Annotated in this window: 20 protein-coding genes; 13 read left to right on the forward strand and 7 right to left on the reverse strand. The window is 41.9% G+C overall.

What is annotated here, in order from left to right:
- Positions 1-3 precede the first annotated feature (3 nt).
- The 4 genes from HXT40_RS06660 (at position 4) to pgl (ending at position 5,943) form a co-directional block, all read left to right on the forward strand.
- Entirely contained in the window at positions 4-2,442 is a 2,439-nt protein-coding gene (locus HXT40_RS06660) for an acyltransferase family protein (RefSeq protein ID WP_421777236.1), read from the forward strand.
- 103 nt (positions 2,443-2,545) lie between these two features.
- Complete coding sequence (gene zwf / locus HXT40_RS06665; RefSeq protein ID WP_162863138.1) at positions 2,546-4,126, forward strand: glucose-6-phosphate dehydrogenase; 1,581 nt, start codon at positions 2,546-2,548, stop codon at positions 4,124-4,126.
- A complete protein-coding gene (locus tag HXT40_RS06670) occupies positions 4,123-5,064 on the forward strand; it encodes a glucose-6-phosphate dehydrogenase assembly protein OpcA (protein WP_116431954.1) in 942 nt (313 codons plus the stop codon). Before zwf ends, HXT40_RS06670 begins: the two co-directional genes overlap by 4 nt.
- 54 nt (positions 5,065-5,118) lie before the next feature.
- Positions 5,119-5,943, forward strand: a complete 825-nt coding sequence (gene pgl, locus HXT40_RS06675; protein ID WP_116431955.1) for a 6-phosphogluconolactonase — start codon at positions 5,119-5,121, stop codon at positions 5,941-5,943.
- Positions 5,944-6,040: 97 nt separating this feature from the next.
- Here the strand turns inward: pgl and gndA are convergent, their stop codons facing one another.
- Positions 6,041-7,495, reverse strand: coding sequence for an NADP-dependent phosphogluconate dehydrogenase (gene gndA / locus HXT40_RS06680; RefSeq protein WP_421777237.1), 1,455 nt, complete (start codon positions 7,493-7,495; stop codon positions 6,041-6,043).
- Between the two features lie 425 nt (positions 7,496-7,920).
- Between gndA and nrdH the strand changes: the two genes are divergently transcribed.
- The 5 genes from nrdH to HXT40_RS06705 all read left to right on the forward strand — a co-directional run bounded on the left by nrdH (position 7,921) and on the right by HXT40_RS06705 (position 13,123).
- Positions 7,921-8,181, forward strand: a complete 261-nt coding sequence (gene nrdH, locus HXT40_RS06685; RefSeq protein ID WP_012913782.1) for a glutaredoxin-like protein NrdH — start codon at positions 7,921-7,923, stop codon at positions 8,179-8,181.
- A gap of 3 nt (positions 8,182-8,184) precedes the next feature.
- On the forward strand, positions 8,185-8,685 hold the full coding sequence (gene nrdI, locus HXT40_RS06690) for a class Ib ribonucleoside-diphosphate reductase assembly flavoprotein NrdI (protein ID WP_004109846.1): 501 nt from the start codon (positions 8,185-8,187) through the stop codon (positions 8,683-8,685).
- Positions 8,686-8,770: 85 nt separating this feature from the next.
- Positions 8,771-10,996, forward strand: coding sequence for a class 1b ribonucleoside-diphosphate reductase subunit alpha (gene nrdE / locus HXT40_RS06695; RefSeq protein ID WP_410310243.1), 2,226 nt, complete (start codon positions 8,771-8,773; stop codon positions 10,994-10,996).
- Positions 10,997-11,078: 82 nt separating this feature from the next.
- Positions 11,079-12,158, forward strand: a complete 1,080-nt coding sequence (gene nrdF, locus HXT40_RS06700) for a class 1b ribonucleoside-diphosphate reductase subunit beta (RefSeq protein ID WP_012913780.1) — start codon at positions 11,079-11,081, stop codon at positions 12,156-12,158.
- A 371-nt stretch (positions 12,159-12,529) separates the two neighbouring features.
- Positions 12,530-13,123, forward strand: a complete 594-nt coding sequence (locus HXT40_RS06705) for a hypothetical protein (protein WP_041160459.1) — start codon at positions 12,530-12,532, stop codon at positions 13,121-13,123.
- Positions 13,124-13,335: 212 nt separating this feature from the next.
- Here the strand turns inward: HXT40_RS06705 and HXT40_RS06710 are convergent, their stop codons facing one another.
- Positions 13,336-13,623 (reverse strand): addiction module antidote protein, encoded by a 288-nt coding sequence (locus HXT40_RS06710; RefSeq protein WP_004109873.1) that lies wholly within the window; start codon positions 13,621-13,623, stop codon positions 13,336-13,338.
- The gene (locus tag HXT40_RS06715; RefSeq protein ID WP_004109878.1) at positions 13,617-13,895 is read right to left on the reverse strand and encodes a type II toxin-antitoxin system RelE/ParE family toxin; all 279 of its coding nucleotides are present in this window, start codon (positions 13,893-13,895) and stop codon (positions 13,617-13,619) included. Before HXT40_RS06715 ends, HXT40_RS06710 begins: the two co-directional genes overlap by 7 nt.
- A gap of 424 nt (positions 13,896-14,319) precedes the next feature.
- Here HXT40_RS06715 and HXT40_RS06720 point away from each other — a divergent pair, with 424 nt between their 5' ends.
- Positions 14,320-14,517, forward strand: a complete 198-nt coding sequence (locus tag HXT40_RS06720; protein ID WP_421777238.1) for a hypothetical protein — start codon at positions 14,320-14,322, stop codon at positions 14,515-14,517.
- A 189-nt stretch (positions 14,518-14,706) separates the two neighbouring features.
- Complete coding sequence (locus HXT40_RS06725; RefSeq protein ID WP_012913776.1) at positions 14,707-14,967, forward strand: hypothetical protein; 261 nt, start codon at positions 14,707-14,709, stop codon at positions 14,965-14,967.
- Positions 14,968-15,005: 38 nt separating this feature from the next.
- Here HXT40_RS06725 and HXT40_RS06730 read toward each other — a convergent pair whose 3' ends face one another.
- Together HXT40_RS06730 and HXT40_RS06735 are read right to left on the reverse strand one after the other, a co-directional pair.
- Positions 15,006-16,223: a histidine kinase dimerization/phosphoacceptor domain-containing protein gene (locus HXT40_RS06730; protein ID WP_116440324.1), complete on the reverse strand. Its 1,218-nt coding sequence runs from the start codon at positions 16,221-16,223 to the stop codon at positions 15,006-15,008.
- Positions 16,217-16,957, reverse strand: coding sequence for a response regulator (locus tag HXT40_RS06735; RefSeq protein WP_421777239.1), 741 nt, complete (start codon positions 16,955-16,957; stop codon positions 16,217-16,219). Before HXT40_RS06735 ends, HXT40_RS06730 begins: the two co-directional genes overlap by 7 nt.
- 194 nt (positions 16,958-17,151) lie before the next feature.
- Here HXT40_RS06735 and HXT40_RS06740 point away from each other — a divergent pair, with 194 nt between their 5' ends.
- Positions 17,152-17,655, forward strand: a complete 504-nt coding sequence (locus HXT40_RS06740) for a hypothetical protein (protein ID WP_103013775.1) — start codon at positions 17,152-17,154, stop codon at positions 17,653-17,655.
- Between the two features lie 182 nt (positions 17,656-17,837).
- The gene (locus tag HXT40_RS06745) at positions 17,838-18,074 is read left to right on the forward strand and encodes a hypothetical protein (protein WP_162861111.1); all 237 of its coding nucleotides are present in this window, start codon (positions 17,838-17,840) and stop codon (positions 18,072-18,074) included.
- A gap of 12 nt (positions 18,075-18,086) precedes the next feature.
- On the opposite strand, the gene HXT40_RS06750 is transcribed toward HXT40_RS06745, so the two are convergent.
- Positions 18,087-18,686, reverse strand: coding sequence for an FMN-binding protein (locus tag HXT40_RS06750; RefSeq protein WP_103013773.1), 600 nt, complete (start codon positions 18,684-18,686; stop codon positions 18,087-18,089).
- A 44-nt stretch (positions 18,687-18,730) separates the two neighbouring features.
- Entirely contained in the window at positions 18,731-19,576 is an 846-nt protein-coding gene (locus HXT40_RS06755) for an ABC transporter ATP-binding protein (protein ID WP_103013772.1), read from the reverse strand.
- Positions 19,577-19,604: the final 28 nt, after the last annotated feature.

Here is a 19,604-nt window from a genome sequence, read left to right on the forward strand (position 1 = left end):
AAGATGACAAAAAAAAGATGCGTGAACACTTCCACTGCTTCACAAGCAGGTCAATCCTTCAAAACAAAGAAGGTTCCTGCAGAAAAAAATGCTAGTAAAACGACCTCAACTAATCTTTCAGCAAACGCAAATAATACCGTAGAAAAAACTATTAATAGCGCAAAAGCTGAAAATAAACAATCATCTACTTTACCTACAAATACTGTTTCGAAGCGAAATAAAGCAATAGACGGTTTAAGAGCTCTAGCAATTATTGGTATTGTATGCTTTCATATGCGTCCAAGCCTTCTTATGGGAGGATTCCTTGGAGTAACACTGTTTTTGGTATTGGCAGGATATTTTTGCACGAGATCAGTTCTGCGCTATTTAAACGCAGATGAAAACGCAAAAAATGCAAAAAATATCGAAGATAATAATAAAAATACTCAAGGAATCAGGCATTACTGGGAGTATTTACTAAAGCGCGTAAAAAGAATTTGGCCGCCAACACTTGGAATTATCGCTATAACAGCACCAATTATGTGGCTTTTTTCGCCAAGTCTACTACCAAAGTTACAAGCGGATGCTCTTTCAGGCTCCGGATTCTTTAGCAATATAATGTATGTTGCTCGTAAGCTTTCATATTTTGAACAGTCCGGACTACCTTCTCCTATCAAACATCTTTGGTATCTCGGACTTTTAATGCAGGCTTTTGTTATATGGCCTATTATCCTTGCTGCACTTATTAAATTCGTGCGTAGCAAGCTAATACGCATGTATATCACAGCAGGCTTAGCCATACTTTCTTCTATTCTTACTTTTACTTTTGCCTACTTATTTAACAATTACACAACTCCAGCTCGCGTCTACTATTCTCTAGATACGAGAGCATCAGAATTCTTAATGGGTGCAATGCTAGCAATGTACGGTGCTTGGTTTGCCAAACATTCATTCCACGCGTGGCTTATTCATGCATTACATTTGCTGATGGGCAAAAAGAACATATCGGTCAGCTTAGCTTCATCAGTTAAGTTAGATAGTAATGCAGATAGTAGTGTAGATAATTCAGCACTAACGAAAAAATCAGATAAAGCCTACGCAAATAACGAAAAAGTATTTGCTGAAGATGGAATACCTGCTGACTTGCGCGAAGGATTACAAATTGATTTATCAGATAATAGCGTAGCTCCAGATATACAAGAACTTCCAAATAACGCATTCAATAAGCCAAAAACTGTTTTTTATAATCCACTTCATGCATGGCAGAGATCTTGCATTGGACTGTTGGCAACAATTGTGTTGTGCTGCTGCTTCGTGTATGCAGAAGGCACATCTTCAGTATTTGTTTTTGGCGGATACACAATAACAGCAGCCGCTTGCACACTAATACTGTGGTCTTGCACGCAAACTGATAATATTTGCTCAAGAATATTTGCATGGGCTCCGCTCGCTTATATCGGCAGACGCTCTTTTGCAATTTATTTAGTTCACTTCCCTGTTCTTGAATTATTCAACCCAGCAAATAGAACAACTGCTGTATCTACAGGAGAGCAAGTCTTGCAAGCACTAGTAATAGTTGTACTTGCAGAATGCTTGTATCAATTATTTGAAAAGCCAATACAAGATCAACAATTATTTAAGCTTATTCGCTCTGTCTCACTAACTTTGTGCTGCATAATTATTGTGTCGTTAATTATCTTGCCAGTAAATTGGCAAGATATAGCTAAGCATAGGTCAATGCAGCTTCGCCCAGAATTGACAGCACAAGTAGAGCAATCTTCATCGTCAAATAAAAAACCTACTGCTTTTGACAAAACTAATTCTAAGCAAGAAACAAAAGAAAAAGCAGTTCCAAAAGGTGTGCAAAAGAATGTAGTAAAACAGTCTCTTCCACCTACACCATCGAAGTATCGCATTCTCTTCCCTATTGCGGAAAAAGTTCCACGAAATCTTGTTACTACTCATACGCGGATCGACAAACGACGCAATACTTGTTCCGTAAACTTAACTATGGTTGGAGATTCTATTACTGAAGGCGCTAAACCATATTTGATGCAAGTTATGCCTAACGCTTATATAGATGGAAAAGTGAGTAGACAAATTTTCCACGGAGCTGATGAATACGAGAAAGATATTTCGGTAAAACACGCTGGAGATGTGGTGATTTTCGCTCTTGGAACCAACGGTCCTCCTCATGACGATAGCGTGCTTCAACACATGGTTGATGTCGCAAAAGGTAGACCTGTTTATTTCGTTACCACACGAGTTCCGCAACCTTGGCAGGATGCAACGAACGATAGCTTACGCAAGTTCGCAGCAACTCATCATAATGTTGGCATTATAGACTGGCATGGTTTGAGTAATGGTCACTCGGAATATTTGACTGACGATGGAGTTCACTTAACTCCAATCGGCGGTCCACAATACGCGAAGATGATTCGTTTAGCTGTATGCGGCGGCTGAAAATTAGAGTTATAACGCGCTAAAACTTTTTAATACTGTTATTAAGCATAATAAATTGCGTTTTGCGTGGTGAAAATAGCTACGAAATATTACGATAGTATCTATGACTGAGTTGAGGACACTACGTGATTCGCAAGACGCTGGGGAAAGCGTATCTACTTGGACGAATCCTCTGCGCGATCCGCGTGATTTGCGTTTAGCTCGCATTGCGGGTCCGTGCAGCCTAGTAATTTTTGGCATTACTGGCGATTTAGCACGCAAAAAACTTATGCCAGCAGTATATGATTTAGCTAATCGCGGGCTTTTGCCTCCAGGATTTGGTTTAACTGGTTTTGCGAGACGCGATTGGACGGATGAACATTTCGTAAACTTTGTGCGCGAAAATATTGAGCAGCATTGCAGAACGCCATTTCGTGAGTCAACTTGGATTAATCTCGCTAAAGGCATACGTTTCGTACGCGGCACCTTTGACGATGCGTCCGCGTTTGAGCGTTTAAGCAAAACAGTGAACGAACTTGATCGAGACAGAGGTACTCGCGGAAATCACGCTTTTTACATGTCTATTCCGCCTTCCAGCTTCCCAGTTGTTGCCCAACAGCTTGCAGCATCAGGTCTTTCGCACTCTTCTGAGCATGCTTGGCGACGCGTAATTATTGAAAAACCTTTTGGCCACAATTTAGCAAGCGCACGAGAATTGGATCGCGTCGTTTCTGAAGTTTTTGATCCTAATTCTGTATTCCGAATTGACCATTATTTAGGCAAGGAAACTGTGCAAAACTTGCTGGCTTTCCGCTTTGCTAACGCAATGTATGAGCCGATCTGGAACGCAAATTACGTCGATCACGTGCAAATTACGATGGCTGAAGATATTGGCATTGGCGGAAGAGCCGGATACTACGACGGAATCGGTGCTGCTCGTGACGTGATTCAGAACCATTTGCTTCAACTTATGGCTCTTACTGCTATGGAAGAGCCTGTAAGCTTCCGCGCTAGCGATTTGACTGCTGAAAAAACAAAAGTATTATCTGCAATCCGACTACCTCAAGACTTGGCTGCCAACACTGCTCGAGGACAGTATGCAGCAGGATGGCAGGGCTCTTACAAAGCTGTTGGATACTTGGAAGAACAAGGCATTGATCCTCAAAGCACTACTGAAACGTACGCTGCAGTGCGACTTGACGTTGATACTCGCCGTTGGGCTGGAGTTCCGTTCTACTTGCGAACCGGAAAACGTTTAGGCAAGCGCGTTACGGAAATTGCTGTTATTTTTAAGCGCGCTCCGCATTTGCCGTTTGAGTCTACTGCTGTGCGCGAACTTGGCAGTAACGCTATTGTGATTCGAGTTCAGCCGGATGAGGGCGTTACTATGCGTTTCGGCGCAAAAGTTCCTGGCGGCACAGCTATGGAAGTTCGAGACGTTTCTATGGACTTTAGTTACGGACGCTCTTTTACTGAAAGTTCCCCTGAAGCTTACGAGCGATTAATTCTTGACGTACTTCTTGGCGAACCACCGCTATTCCCAACTACGCAAGAAGTAGATTTAAGTTGGAAAATTCTTGACCCTATTGAGGAATTCTGGAGTTCGCTTGGCACACAACCGCAACCGTATCGCGCTGGAACGTGGGGTCCAGCAGAAGCTGATGCTATGCTTGCTCGAGATAATCGCCATTGGAGATTGCCATGATTATCAACCTTCCTGATACCAATACAAGCAAAATTGCAGCAAAAATCGACGAATTGCACGAAGAGCGCGGCGAATCCGCTACTGGTCGAGTGCTCACTTTGCTTATTGATACAACTCTTAAAGAATTAGAGCATGCACTTGATGCAGCAAACGCAGCTAGTCGCGAGCATCCTTGCCGAGTTATTGCAATGGTTCGAGATTGGTCTAGCGAACACGCTGCTGAGCGCGGTGAAGTTGTGCCAAATCTTGATGCTCAAGTGCGTTTTGGCGCAGATGCTGGAGCTGGTGAAATTATTATTTTGTATCCGCACAACGGTTTAGTTCGTCATCCGGATACGCTTGTTATTCCACTACTCGTGCCAGATGCGCCGATTGTTGCATGGTGGCCAACAAACGCTCCTGAAGATCCTGCTCACGATTTGCTTGGAGCTATGGCAAGTAGCAGAATTACTGACGCACAGCGAGCAGACGATACTCTTAAAACTGTGCAAAACTTGCGCAAAAACTGGTCTCCGCAAGATGCAGATTTGTCTTGGACGCGTTTAACTCCTTGGCGCGCGTTACTTGCTTCTATGCTCGATCAACCTCCACATTTGCCTATTCTTAGCGCGAAGATTGTGGGGCCTACTCATTACGTATCTTTGCACTTACTGGCAGCTTGGCTTAAGAGTAGCTTGCATGTTCCTGTAGAAATAGTTGAAAATCCTGAAGCTCAAGCTATTACTTCCGTAACTTTAGAACGCGAGGATGGCACGTTGTCACTCACTCGCCCTGCTGGCGGAGATCAAGCTTTGATTAGTCTGCCTGGACAGGCTGCACAACCTATTGCGCTTCCTATTCGCACTCTGGATGATTGCTTAAGTGAAGAATTGCGGCGCATTGATCCGGACGAAATTTATGCGCAGCTGGTTAGAGATAATCCTGCAGGAAATGCGTGAATCATTACGTGAAACAATTCGTGAAACATTTTCAATGGCATAAAAGGAACAACTATGACAAATAATGAAGTTACTTTTGCGCATAACGCAAGTATTTACGGATACGATAATCGCGATGTGCTTGCAGCTGTTGCAGCACAACGCCTAGTAACGCTTATTATGGAATCACAAAATAATGTGCAAAATCTCAATAAACCATTCCATTTACTTCTTACTGGTGGTACAGATTCAATACGCATGTTCCAAATGCTTGTTAGCAATCCACTTTTACCAGCAATTAATTGGAATTTAGTGCATATTTGGTGGGCAGATGAGCGTTTCGTAGCTTATGATAGCGAGGATCGCAATGCACGCAAGGCTCGCGAAATGTTTCTTAACTTACTTACTTCTAACAAAGCTTTGGCAGAATCTCATATTCACGAAATGCCTGCAGATGAGCGTAATGCAGAGGAAATTGCAGCAGCCAGCGACGCTGAAAATGACGCTATTTTAGATGCTGCAGCGCGCGACTATGAGGAAGAAATTGTGAGCATACTTGGCAAAGAGCCAGTGTTTGATTTAGCAATTCTCGGTATGGGGCCGGATGCGCATATGGCTTCACTTTTCCCAGGATTACCGCAGGTTAATAATCGCGATCGCATTGTTGTTGGAGTAAATCACTCCCCTAAGTTGCCGCCTATGCGCTTAACTCTTACTGTTCCTGTATTAGCTCACAGTCACTGCACTTGGTTTTTGACTGCCGGAGCAGAAAAGGGCGCTGCTTTAATGAATTCACTTTCGGGAGCTAATAATCCTGAATATCCTGCGTCTTTTGCAAACGGAACAGACGAAATCTCTTGGCTAACCACCGCAGAAACTTTGCAAGCTGCTATTGAATAACTGCATAGTTTTCTAGCAACATGCATAATACTCAGAACAATAAATAACAGACCCCTGCATAATAATGCAAAGGTCTGTTATCTCTAAATATTATTTTTTAATCTTGCTTTACTTCTGGGCGATTAGGATCTGCCCACAAAGTGTGGAATACGCCTGGCTCGTCAATACGACCGTAAGTATGAGCACCGAAGAAATCACGCTGAGCCTGAATAAGCGAAGCCGGCAAACGCTTAGAACGCAAACCATCGTAGTATGCAAGCAAGCTAGAGAATGCTGGCACAGGCACACCATGCTCAACTGCACGCGCAATAACACGACGCCAAGCAGCCTGAGACTTCTCAATAGCAGCCTTAAAGTACGGTGCAAAAAGCAAAGAAACGCTTGCTTCACCGGACTCAAAAGCCTCGGAAACGCGGTTCAAGAACTGAGCGCGAATAATGCAGCCGCCTCGCCAAATGCGAGCAACTGCAGCCTGATCAATCTTCCAATCATGCTCAATTGCAGCAGCCGCAATCTCATCGAAGCCCTGAGCATAAGAAACAATCTTAGAAGCGTACAAAGCTTGACGAATATCCTCAATAAACGCCTTACGCTCAGCATCATTCAAATCAAAATGCACATCCGGACCAGTCAAACCTTGACTTTCGGCAGCTTCTCGCAAAGCAACCTGACTGGAAAGTCCGCGAGCAAACACGGCTTCAGCGATACCCGTAACTGGTATGCCAAGCGAAAGCGCAGATTGTACAGTCCAAGTACCAGTGCCCTTCATGCCAGCATGATCCACCATCATCTCAACCAAAGGCTTACCAGTCTTAGCATCCTTCTGGCGAAGCACATCCGCAGTAATCTCAATCAAATAAGAATCAAGCTCGCCCTTATTCCACTCGCTAAACACATCCGCGATTTCGTCGGACTTCATGCCCAAACCGCGAAGCATTAAATCGTAGCTTTCGGCAATAAGCTGCATATCCGAGTACTCGATGCCATTGTGAACCATCTTCACAAAGTGACCAGCACCATCGGTACCAATATGCGTTACGCAAGGCTCACCTTCAGCAACAGCAGCAATAGACTTCAAAATAGGACCAAGAGTCTTCCAAGATTCCTCAGTGCCACCAGGCATCATCGAAGGACCACGCAAAGCACCTTCTTCGCCACCAGAAACACCGCAACCAACGTAATGAAGACCACGCGCGCGAATGTCACGCTCTCTGCGAATCGTATCTTCAAAATAAGAGTTTCCGCCGTCGACGATAATATCTCCAGGCTCCATAGCATTTGCAAGTTCTTCAATAACAGCATCCGTAGGAGCACCAGCTTTTACCATAATGATTGCGGTGCGCGGACGCTTGAGAGAAGCCACAAATTCTTCAACAGTTTTTGAAGGCACAAAAGCACCTTCACTGCCATGCTCATTCATTAAAGTTTCAGTGCGCGAATAATGACGATTGTAAACAGCTACTGTATTTCCATGATGCGCAAGATTACGCGCTAAATTCGAACCCATGGCAGCCAAACCAACAACACCAATATTTGCCTGAGCTTGAGCCATAATGACACCTCTTATCTTGTACTTGTTTTGTTATTTGCACGCATGCTTTGCGCACCCAAGCAATCTGCATTATCTACAAAATACACAATTTTTTATTTTGCGTTACGCCCCTTCAAGAAACGCACTTAATAATTTTATAGGCGGATATGCACAAGGCTTAACAATGTGCAAGTTAAGTAGTTTTAAATATAAATTTTGTGAAATAAATTACATTTTTAATCGTTAAAACTAAGCTCATATTTACTTCATAAAACACGACACGCTTACAAACACGCTATTTTTAGCTATTTTAATAATAACTATATATAGTGTTTACACAGTCGACACACCACTATAAATAGTGCTTATTCAGAGTAAGCTAACTACTTGGCTTTTGTCGATACAACACGGAATTGCAAAATTCCCCATCACCAGAGGAGATTGAAATGACTATCACAGTGTTTACTAAACCTCATTGCCCACAGTGTGATGCAACTAAGCGACAGTTCACAAAACTTGGCGTGAACTTCGAAACTGTAGACTTGTCAAAAAGCCCCGAATCACTCGAACAGTTAAAAAATGCAGGATACCGTCAAGCTCCAGTAGTCATTGCTCCCGACGCATCCTGGAGTGGGTACCGTCCAGATTTAATTGCGCAAATTGCGGATAAACTTGGAACTTCCGCAGAGGCAGCAAAAGAAGCATAAGAAATGTGTGAGCAAGAAAATATAACACAACAAAGCGAACCAGAATCTAGCGCACAAGGTGAATCAATCGGAGCTGTAGTCTACTTTTCCTCAGTTTCCGAAAATACGTTAAGATTTGTGCAAAATTGCGATTTTCCAAGCAATAACGTGAACGTATATCGCATACCGCTTCGTCCTAAAGAACCGGAATTAAACGTGCGCGAACCGTATGTTTTGATTGTTCCAACTTACGGCGGTGGAAATATTGCGAAAGCAATACCGATGCAAGTTCGCAAATTCTTAAATAATCGCGAAAATCGTTCGTTTATTCGCGGAGTAATTTCTTCCGGAAATACGAATTTTGGAGAAGCATATTGCGCTGCAGGTGATCAAATTGCAGGAAAGTGTGGAATCCCAAATATGTACTCGTTTGAACTTACGGGAACTGCAGAAGATATAGAAAAAGTAGCGCAGGGCATACCGAGATTTTTAAAACAACTCAAAGAAACAGAAGAAACAAAATAAACAAAACAAACGAAATAAGTAAAAGAAACAAAACAAAAAGCGTTTAAAAAAGCAAAAATAACGCATGAAGAAAGGAACAAACCCCATGAATAGCACGGATCCGATGAGCGAATCTACTTCGCTTAATCTTGATCACACTGATTCTGCAAGCGCAACTGCCAGTACAACAGCAGAGCGCATCCGCAACAGCCGCGACTACCACGTTCTTAACGCTATGCTCGGTCTTTTTGACCCAGAAAAAGGCATTCAGTTTGATAAAGATCAAGAAGCAGAAAAGCTTTACGTTTCGGGTTACGTGCAAGAACATAGCATGAAGTTTGCTTCAACTCGCGAGCGCTTGAACTATTTGATTGACAACTATTACTACAACGGTAACGTATTCAACAAATACAGCGATGAATTTCTCGATAAATTCTACGAGCATGCGGAAGCCGCACACCACACTTTTGGCACATTCTTGGGTGCTTTTAAGTTCTACACTTCTTACGCTTTGAAGACTTTCGACGGCAAGCAGTATTTGGAAAACTTCGCTCAGCGCGCAGCTGCTGTTGCATTGGAACTTGCAGATGGTGACGAAAAAGCAGCGACCAACTACTTAGACGAAATGCTTGCAGGCCGCTTCCAGCCAGCCACCCCAACGTTCTTGAATCTTGGTAAAGCTCAGCGCGGCGAAGCTGTGAGCTGCTTCCTCGTGCGTTTGGAAGATAACATGGAGTCTATTGCGCGCGGAATTAATTCTGCTTTGCAGCTTTCTAAGCGCGGCGGCGGCGTTGCTCTGCTTCTTACGAATTTGCGCGAGCTTGGCGCTCCAATTAAGCGAATCGAGAATCAGTCGAGTGGCGTTGTGCCTGTTATGAAGCTTTTGGAAGATTCATTCTCTTACGCTAATCAGCTTGGCGCTCGACAGGGTGCAGGTGCAGTGTATATTAGCGCGCATCACCCAGATATTATGCGTTTCCTCGATACTAAGCGCGAGAACGCAGACGAGAAGATTCGTATTAAGTCGCTTTCTTTGGGCGTTGTGATTCCAGATATTACTTTTGAGCTTGCTAAGCGTAAGGAAAAGATGGCTTTGTTTAGTCCTTACGATGTTGAGCGCGAATATGGCAAGCCTTTTGCAGATATTTCTGTTACAGAGCATTACGATGAGATGGTTGCAAATCCTCGTATTCACAAGAAGTACATCGACGCTCGCGAATTCTTTATGACGATTGCAGAAATTCAGTTCGAGTCTGGCTATCCTTACATTTTGTTTGAGGACACTGTGAATCGCACGAATCCTATTGAGGGTCGCATTACTATGAGCAACTTGTGCTCTGAGATTTTGCAAACTCAGGAAGCAAGCACTTATAACGCAGACTTGTCTTATAGCCACGTTGGTCGCGATATTTCTTGCAATCTTGGCTCTCTTAATATCGCTAAGGCAATGGATGGCGACTTGGGCACAAGCGTTGAGCTTGCTGTTCGTGCGCTCACTTCTGTTTCGGAGCATACTTCTATTGATTCTGTGCCTTCGATTCGTCGCGGTAACGCGGAAGGTCACGCTATTGGCTTGGGTCAAATGAATTTGCACGGTTTCCTTGCGCGTGAACACATGCAGTACGGAAGCGAGGAAGCTCTTGACTTTACAGACATGTACTTTATGACGGTTGCTTACCACGCTTATAAGGCTTCTCACGCTTTGGCTGTAGAGCGCGGCCACGCTTTTGCAAACTTTAAGACGAGCGCTTACGCTAAGCCTGCAGGAAAAGGCAACTACTTCGATAAGTACACAGATGACAGCCGCTCGCTTGAGCCTAAAACTCAAAAAGTTCGCGATTTGTTTGCCCGTTTTAACGTTGCGATTCCAACCGTCAGCGATTGGGAGCAGTTGCGCGACGAGATTTTGAGCGATGGCATTTACAACGAGTATTTGCAAGCTGTTCCTCCAACTGGCTCAATCTCGTACATCAACCATTCCACAAGTTCAATCCACCCGATTGCTTCTCGCATTGAGATTCGCAAAGAAGGCAAGGTTGGACGCGTCTACTACCCTGCTGCATACATGACGAACGACAATATGCAGTACTTTAAGGACGCCTATGAGATTGGCTGGAAGGCAATTATTGACACTTATGCCGAAGCAACTCAGCATGTGGATCAAGGATTGTCGCTTACTTTGTTCTTCCCAGACACTACGACTACTCGCGATTTGAACAAGGCTCAGATTTACGCATGGCGTAAGGGCATTAAGACTCTTTACTACATTCGTATTCGCCAGAAGGCTTTGGAAGGTACGGAAATCGAAGGTTGCGTAAGCTGCACGCTGTAAGTCGTAACGCTGTGAATTTTTCGCACGCCAAATCAAAAACTTAAAAATTTTATAAAACGTAAACACAGAATCAGGAGTAATAATGACAGAACTCAGCCCAACCGAGCTTAGAAGTAGCCTCGATAAGCCTTTCGGCACAAATCGCGTAATCGCAGATGACGCTATGATGGCAGCTTCTATCACACCATCTCAGTACCGCTACCATCACGGATCGCGCGTACGCCCAGTTAATTGGAATAATATTGTTGACGACAAGGATTTGGACGTTTGGAATCGCCTTATTGCTAACTTCTGGCTTCCAGAAAAGGTTCCGCTGAGCAACGATATTCCTTCTTGGCGTTCCCTCACCGATCTTGAGCGCAAGACCACTACTCGCGTTTTTACAGGCTTGACTTTGCTTGATACCAGCCAGGCAACTATTGGCGAGCTTTGCCAGATTGAGCACGCTCGCACGGAGCACGAGCAGGCTATTTACACGAATATTGCTTTTATGCAGTCGATTCACGCTCGCTCCTACTCCTCTATTTTCTCTACTCTTTGCTCTAGCGAAGAGATTGACGAAGCTTATCGTTGGGCTGTTGGCAACGACGTTTTGCAGCAGCGCGTCACCACTGTGCTTTGCGAGTATGAGAGCGAAGATCCACTTAAGCGCAAGATTGCTGCAACTATGCTTTCTTCGTTGCTTCTTTACGCGGGATTCTATCTTCCGCTTTACTTTGCTTCTCGCGGCAAGATGATGAACACTGCCGATATGATTCGCTTGATTTTGCGCGATAAGGCAATTCACGGCTATTATTCGGGCTACAAGTTCCAGCGCGGTTTGGAGCTTAGAAGCGAGAACGATAAGAAGAATCTTGAAAAGTTCACTATGAACTTGCTCGACACTTTGTATGATCTGGAAGTTGAGTATTCTGGTCAGATTTATGAAGGATTTGACTTCCACGATGACGTTTTTGACTTCGTGCGTTACAACGCTAACAAAGCTTTAATGAACCTTGGCTACCCTGCTAAGTACAGCGAAGAAGAAACTCACGTAAGCCCAGAAATTCTCGCTGCTCTTTCTCCTGCAGCCGACGAAAATCACGACTTCTTCTCCGGCTCTGGTTCCAGCTACATTATGGGCAAGTCAGTTGAAACCGACGACGATGATTGGGATTTCTAATCAAATAGTTGATTTACTAACTGATTTGCTGAATAACTGAATAACTAACTGATTGGTTAACTAATTAATTTAATTAGTTAACCAATTTTAATTTAGTTAGGTTAATTATTGCAGCTAAATAGAGTCTATATAAAAAGCTAAAAAGTCAGAAAGCAACACAGGTCACTCAGCCTTTATGGTACACTATGTGAAAAGGAACTGGTCTTGTTGATTCGTTTATGCAAAAATCGGCAGCGATTATCACTTCCTACTCATGCTCAAACCAAGATTTTTGAACTGAACTGAGCAGGCACTAAAGTTGGAGTTCAAATTTATAAAGATGACTAACATCCGTTAGACGCATCTACAAGAAGAAAGAAAGAAATCCATTTATGGGGAAAATGACTTATAAAAAATTACTTTGTGTTGTAGTGCTCTTCAGCTCGCTAGTGGGGCTAGCAGCCTGCGGTAACTCCGAAGCAAACAAACCAGTACCAACAAAAATAAGCCGTCATTCTACCAAAAAACATTCAAAACCAATCAAAAAAGCCTCAAAAAAGAAAATCGCCGAAGCTTTTGTAAAGGGACAAGAAGGGACTTTGGAAGCCCTAGGTGAAACTAAACGCGTTATTTGGGACGCTTATCCTGATCAGTTGGCTTACGTTAAAGATGCTTTCTATCACTGGACTCTTCAAGACGACTGGTTCCAGGTTAACACTGGCCATTATATGGTTGTAGACCGTTTGAACAGTTCAGGCATCTTATTAAAGAAACTCCAAAAAGGCATGCCAGTTAAATTAAACGGCAAAGATTACAAAGTGGCGGATTATAAAGACTTTGAGGGTGGCGGAAGCTCGGATAAGTTGCTAAAAGTATTCAAAGAGTACGTTGAGCAATTCCCTAAATCTGCTTACTTTATTCAAACTTGTCTCGATGCCAGAACTTATGGCGGACAACGTTTAGTAGTTCTTGATGTAGCAAAATAGTAAACGATTTAGCAATATAACTTAGATTAGTTTCCAAATTTTGTTGTCTTGAAAATATTGCCTGTGTATCGACGAGGTTGATGAACAGGCAATATTTTTTAACTAATTACGCGATTATATCGCGCAACTTTAATTGCATAGTCGCTATGGTATACGAGTTATCGTGGCAAAAATTGCAAAATTAGCAAAAACTGTCACGATAACTTGGTATGTCACGCATTTGCTGGTTCTATTGCAATGCGTCCACCTAACGCTTGAACAACTTTCGCAATAGTTTGAAAGCTAGGATTGCCATCTCGTCTTAGGCTTTTGTAAAGGCTTTCCCTTCCGACCTCAGCTTTTTGAGCAATCTCTTTCATGCCTCGAGCTTTTGCAATATCGCCTATAGCAGCTTGCAACAAGCGAGGATCGTTAAGTTCTGCTGCAGCATTGAGATACGCAATAACATCATCATCGTCCTCAAGATACTCACTCGCATCCCATTTACTTATATTTACCATTTTTTCTCCTCAATTAATTGTGCGAGAAGTATCTTCGCTTGCTTAATATCTTTACTTTGACTACTTTTATCTCCACCAGCAAGTAATAGCATTAGTTTTAAGCCTTTTTGTGCAAAATACACACGATACCCTGGTCCAAAAGTGAAACGCAGTTCACTAATACCATTGCAAACTGGATGTAAATCACCTACTGGCTTACCTGCAATTTCACATAATCTCAGTCTCGCGTTAATTCGAGCTTTAGATTGAGTATCGCGAAGTTTTTCATCCAATTGCGATACTCATCTGTTTTAAGTATCTCCATAAAAGTATTTTATCCTGTAGGATACAGTTTTGCAATATAAGTAAACAATCATATCAGTTATCGTGACAGTTTTTGCTAATTTTGCAATTTCTGCCACTATAACGTATGTGTTTGGGTTGATTTTTGCAGCATAAAATTTCTACTGAGCCAAAAATAACAATTACAAGTATTGCCAATTTTACTGTGTCGCTAAAAATAGTTACAGCTGATTACATGACAGTATTTTTTTATTACACTGAGACCCATTGCACAATTTATTTGTGCAGCAAAATAGCGTTTTAAGTAAAGGAGTTATGCGGTGAAGTGCTTAGCAAAGACAGTAGCTGCAGTAGTTACAACAGTGACAATGTGTCGCAACCAGTGGTAGGTAAATCATTACGAAAAAGCAAATCTTGGCTTATTTTAAGCGACTTATCAAACGAGAAGCTACTTATATGCCGTTAACATTTATTGGCTTGCTTGGAATTTTTGCAATATTTAGTGGCAATACAATTGCTTACCTTTCATCTCCAAATAGGTGGATTGAAACATTTGTTTTTACACTTATTGTTGCTTTTGCACGTGCCTTTATACCTGATGATCGTTATTGAACAATTTATTTCATGAAGATTAGCGAAATGCACACAGCACTTCGCTAATCTTCTATTTCATATTTTCTAAGTTATATTACGGTAGATTTTAATCCTATTTGGTTGTTTTTATTTATCAGTAACTTTTCGGTTGCTGTCTAAGATGCTAATATGCAATATTCATAGATTACATTAAGAAGAAGGAATGTCATGAGTCAAGATTTTGGAGTAAAAAATTGGAATCCATCTGCTGCAGCAAATATTAGTAACGATGACGATAATCTTTCTGAAGAAGATTTTGATAAATTGGCTGCAGAGCTTGAGCAATTCTTTACCAAGTATGTAGTGTTAGAAAATAATAAGTTTGTAGTTCATGACGATGCGATTATTGCCGATGGTTATGAAGAATATTTAGAAGGCTTTCACATCTTAGCAGAAAAATTCACTGCTGGTCTTGAAGAGGACAGGTAGCGTAAATTAACCACGATAAAGCGAGAGTCTGATTGATACTAGTTTAGCGGAATAACAACATTGACCAACCATGCATCATCATCTTTTTGCGCGTTTAAAGATCCACCTAAACGTTCCACGGATTTTTTGTGGAATAGTAGTCCTTTGCCAAAAACAAGTCTTCCACCAAACTTATTCGACAACGAATTCATACACATTATTTTGCATTCTCGCTCATCAACAGTAACGTTCATAGAAAAGTCAACGCTAGTACTGCAATGCTTACGAATATTAGTAAGCAACTCACTGCACATGCGAATAGCACATTGAGCTTTTTCAGTACTAACAGTTGCAGATGCAGCAAAATCACCACTCCCCGAACTTTTATCAACCACTGTTAGAGAGCCATAGTACCCAAGCTGCTCACAAATTTGCCGTTCAGCCTGTAAACGCGCACGAATATTGCATAAGAAATCAGCCAAATTCATGCAATCATTGCTATTAGAACTATAAACAAACTGCGTACTAGCAATATTTGAATCTAAAGAATCATCATACTTTTGTTCAGTTTGCTCAAGTAGGCTGATAACAAGTCTCGCTTTGGAAAGTGCATTACGCGAATGTTCAATAATCTGCTCTAACGATTCTTTTGTATGTTCATTGTTCTCAGCATATAAAGCATCCGTTGCAAGCAGTGTAATATCCGTAATCTCATTGTTCACATCGTCATGCAATTGCAACGCAACCGACGCAATATAAGACTGGAACTTACTCCGTACAATATCCATTTTTGCGCGATTATTTTCTTCCAACATGTTCAAATATTTGCGCAAAACGTAACCACAAATCATGGAAATAAGAATAAAACAAGGAAAAGTAAACGGAATGTACGCCATTTTTGCAAAGTACATAATATTCAGCGAAACTATGTACGCACAAAGCAAATACTTCCACGAATCATAAAAGCCTGCAACAAACATGCTAGCAATCAGCGCAAAAAGCACGCAAGTTGCATTTACACCTGGTACTGTTAACGTTACGCAATACAAAATCGGAGTTACGAGTGATACTTGACGCGGAAAAGCAATCAAAAGAAATATTGCAAACATCCAAACGTATTGACACGCAGATTGCTGCGGGTTATGCCACAGCCCAGCTGTATTGCACGATTGCACATCCATTGACACTACAAGAATCGCCAATATTATGAATAAAGTTCGCTGAATTTTCCAGCTTTTAACCAACTCAATAACGCGCGAAAATGTTTTCATTAACATGCGTTATCCGTTTCTTGAGAAGGATTCGGATGACTCTGCGGCGAATTATTAAAATATTGCAGATTGCTAGTTTGCTCACGATTTTGCATTGCAGCAAACGCGGATATTGCTTGCACTCGGTTAGAAACATGCAATTTTTTGTAAATCCTATGAATATGCGTGTTAATAGTGTTTGGCATAAGACCAAGTTGAGCCGCAACCTGATTTGTTGTGCAACCTTTAGAGAGCAGATCCATGATTTTTAGTTCTTGAGGCGGCAAAACGCTACGCGACCTTGATTTAGAAAGCCTAATAAAAGATTCTTGCGGAGTAGCAAAATCGTAAGCAACATCTTTAACACATCGGCAGCCATACACCTTCTGATTATCGCAATATTGCAAAGCTTCTGCTAACCCTTTGAAATTGTCTTTAGCAACCATTGCCTGCCCACCAACTTGCGCAACCATCGAAGCGTAGGATCTACAATCGTACGAAGTCATGCCAATTAAAACAATATTGCTGTTTTGTTCACGAATTGCGCGTATTACCTCTACTCCAGACATGTCTTTCATTGACATATCTATCAGAATATAATCCGGAGTAGTTTTTGTTACTTGGCAATATTTCAAAGCTTGCACGCCTGATTTTACGCACCATTTGCACACGTACTCGCTTGGCAAAAGCTTGCTGAGCACGTTTCGCATAACCGCTAAAACTAGCGGGTCGTTATCTACTATTGCATACGTTTTTTGCATAATGGCTTTCTTGCAATCTTATGCTACTTTCCTTATATTCTACTTTATAAGCATGCGCAAAGTAGGGCAAATCGTGTAGTAAAAAATGATTACAAGTACTGCGCGTAAATCATATGTGCTTATAATAAGTAACAATATGTGACTTTTAGTTGCGTTTGAAAATGCAGTTTCAATAATGATTGCAGCAGGATTATATGACAAAACGATTAGTAGTATTGCACTCCGCAGAAGTAGCTGCGATGGCACTTGCCTCAACAGCTGCTTTTATGCGTAGCTTTGGCTTTTTCGTTTTGTGGCTTGTTTTAGGACTTCTTTCTGTTGCATTGTATTCTTATGCATATTTTTTCTTGCGCAAAAGCGTTATTAAAGCAAAAAATGCGTATATAGAAAATAATATATCTAATCTTAACGGCGCAGGCGCTAACAGCATAAGTAGTGATGTTGAGAATATAGGAAACAACAAAGATTACATAACAACTCTTGAGCAAAAACGCAAAAAAGTCGAATCACAAAATAAGCAAATACTTAGCAATTATCTAAATAATTTAACAAATATTATTTCATGCTTTATTTGTGGGCTTATTCACGTTCCTTGGATTTATTACTACGGAATTGCAAATGGCGTCTTAACATTGGTGATTTTGTGGCGAGTAATAAAGCGTCCACAAGGTCACCCTATTGATGAAAGCGATTTGTAAAGATTTAAGACTTATTGGCAATCTACCATTACGTTGAGTATTAAGTTTTGAGTACATCATATTGCTGCAAAGAATTGCAATATTTATACTAGAAATACAAAATACATACGAACGAGAAGCAATGTACATGAATTAGCTACAATGCTCACAAACAAAACAGCAAATTGGAAAGAAGGCAACTCATGAGCAAGAACTCTATAAAAGTTATTAAAAAAACGCTTATTTGGATTCTTAAGTGGGCATTATTTACAGCAGTTGAGTTCCTTCTTTTGTATGTTGCAATTATTTCTTGGAATCATGATTTTGCACAGTTCATGGACGAATACAGTGATGCTATTATTCCATTTATGGCAGCAACCGGAGCCATGGCAGCAACAATGATTCGCGACGAAGGCACTATTCTTGAAGTCAAAGATTAAGGTGGTTGTAGATTATTTTGCGGATGCGATTGAAGCCTCTTGGCGAGCAACGTCAAGTGCTTTGTTGAAGGCATCGCTAGTCCAACTTGCTCCAGCAACAACTGAAATATGCAAATCTTTCAACGGCTTTCCAACGATTTTTCCTGGAATAGCCTTTGAGAATGCATCCATATGGCCTCTTGAAATCGGCGTAAACGGATGAGGCGTCATTTGCACATCGCTAACATTCCCATTTGCAACGCTTAAGCGCACATCGAAACTGTCTTCTGCAACCGGACCATACGTAGCTTTGACTTTATAGTCGCCATCTTTGTAATTGCCAGTGTCTGTTTTAGGCTGATTCTGCTGGTTCTGAGAATCCTCACTTTGCGCAGAAGATTTAGATTGCTGAGCACCAGCATCGTACTTTCCAGAAGGATTACCGCCATCATCCGCGCTTTGACCAGAATTACCAGCGAACTCATCGTTCATTGGTACAGCACTCGGCTCACCGCAAGCAGACAACATAGCAGACGATGCAGCTACAATTGCAAGCGTAGCAACAGTTTTTGCAACTTTTTTGGATTTCAAATCGTCGCGTGAAACATCGTGAAACATATTATCTGAAACCATAAAATCATCGCCTTCAAATCTTGTATATTTTAAAACCCACGCAACTAATCATCTAAATTCGCTAATTTAGGCGACTTAGTAGGCTCATGGTCTTGCAAAGCTTCCACAACACTTTCATCAAGGTGAGCACTCGTAAACGCAGGCTTGCCACCAATCGCCTCATACGCTTTGCGAGCATCCTCGTTATTCCAACGCTCACCAACAAGCACACCGTGGTTGAGCATAATTTCTCGATCTGCACATTGAGCAACCAAAGAATCGTGAGTTACAACAATAATCGTCGTACCTTGATTGTGCAGCTGCTTAAACAAGTCGAGCACAATCTGCTCATTTTTTTCATCCAAATTACCAGTCGGCTCATCCGCAAGAAGCAACTTAGGGCAGTTGATAAGTGCACGAGCAACGCAAACACGCTGCTGCTCGCCGCCAGAAAGCTGGCTTGGCAGATGGTGAGCGCGATCCTTCAAGCCCACGCGATCCAAAGCGTCCATTGCTTGAGCTTCGTCAACAACAGAATGATAGTATTGCGCAACCATCACATTTTCAACAGCTGTTAAATGCGGAACAAGATAAAACTTTTGAAAAACTAAACCGATTACGTTTTTACGAACGTCAGCGAGTTGACCGGCATTCAAATCCTCAAGTTTGCGACCTTGCAAAGACACGGAACCTTTAGATGGTGAATCCATGCAGCCAATAATGTTCATTAACGTTGTTTTGCCAGAACCACTGGAGCCAACAATAGAAAGCCACTCGCCTTCTGGCACAGTGAGCGACAAATCGTCAACAGCTCGAAGAGATCCGTAAATCTTGGAAATATGATCCAACGTCAACAGCATTTTTGGCTTAGACTCCGCGCTATCTAACTTATTTTCTATATTCTCTGTCATATTAAATCCTTAACTAATCACTCTAAAA

Origin of the sequence: Gardnerella sp. DNF01180P, assembly GCF_049244205.1 — a bacterium.
Taxonomy (GTDB): domain Bacteria; phylum Actinomycetota; class Actinomycetes; order Actinomycetales; family Bifidobacteriaceae; genus Bifidobacterium; species Bifidobacterium swidsinskii.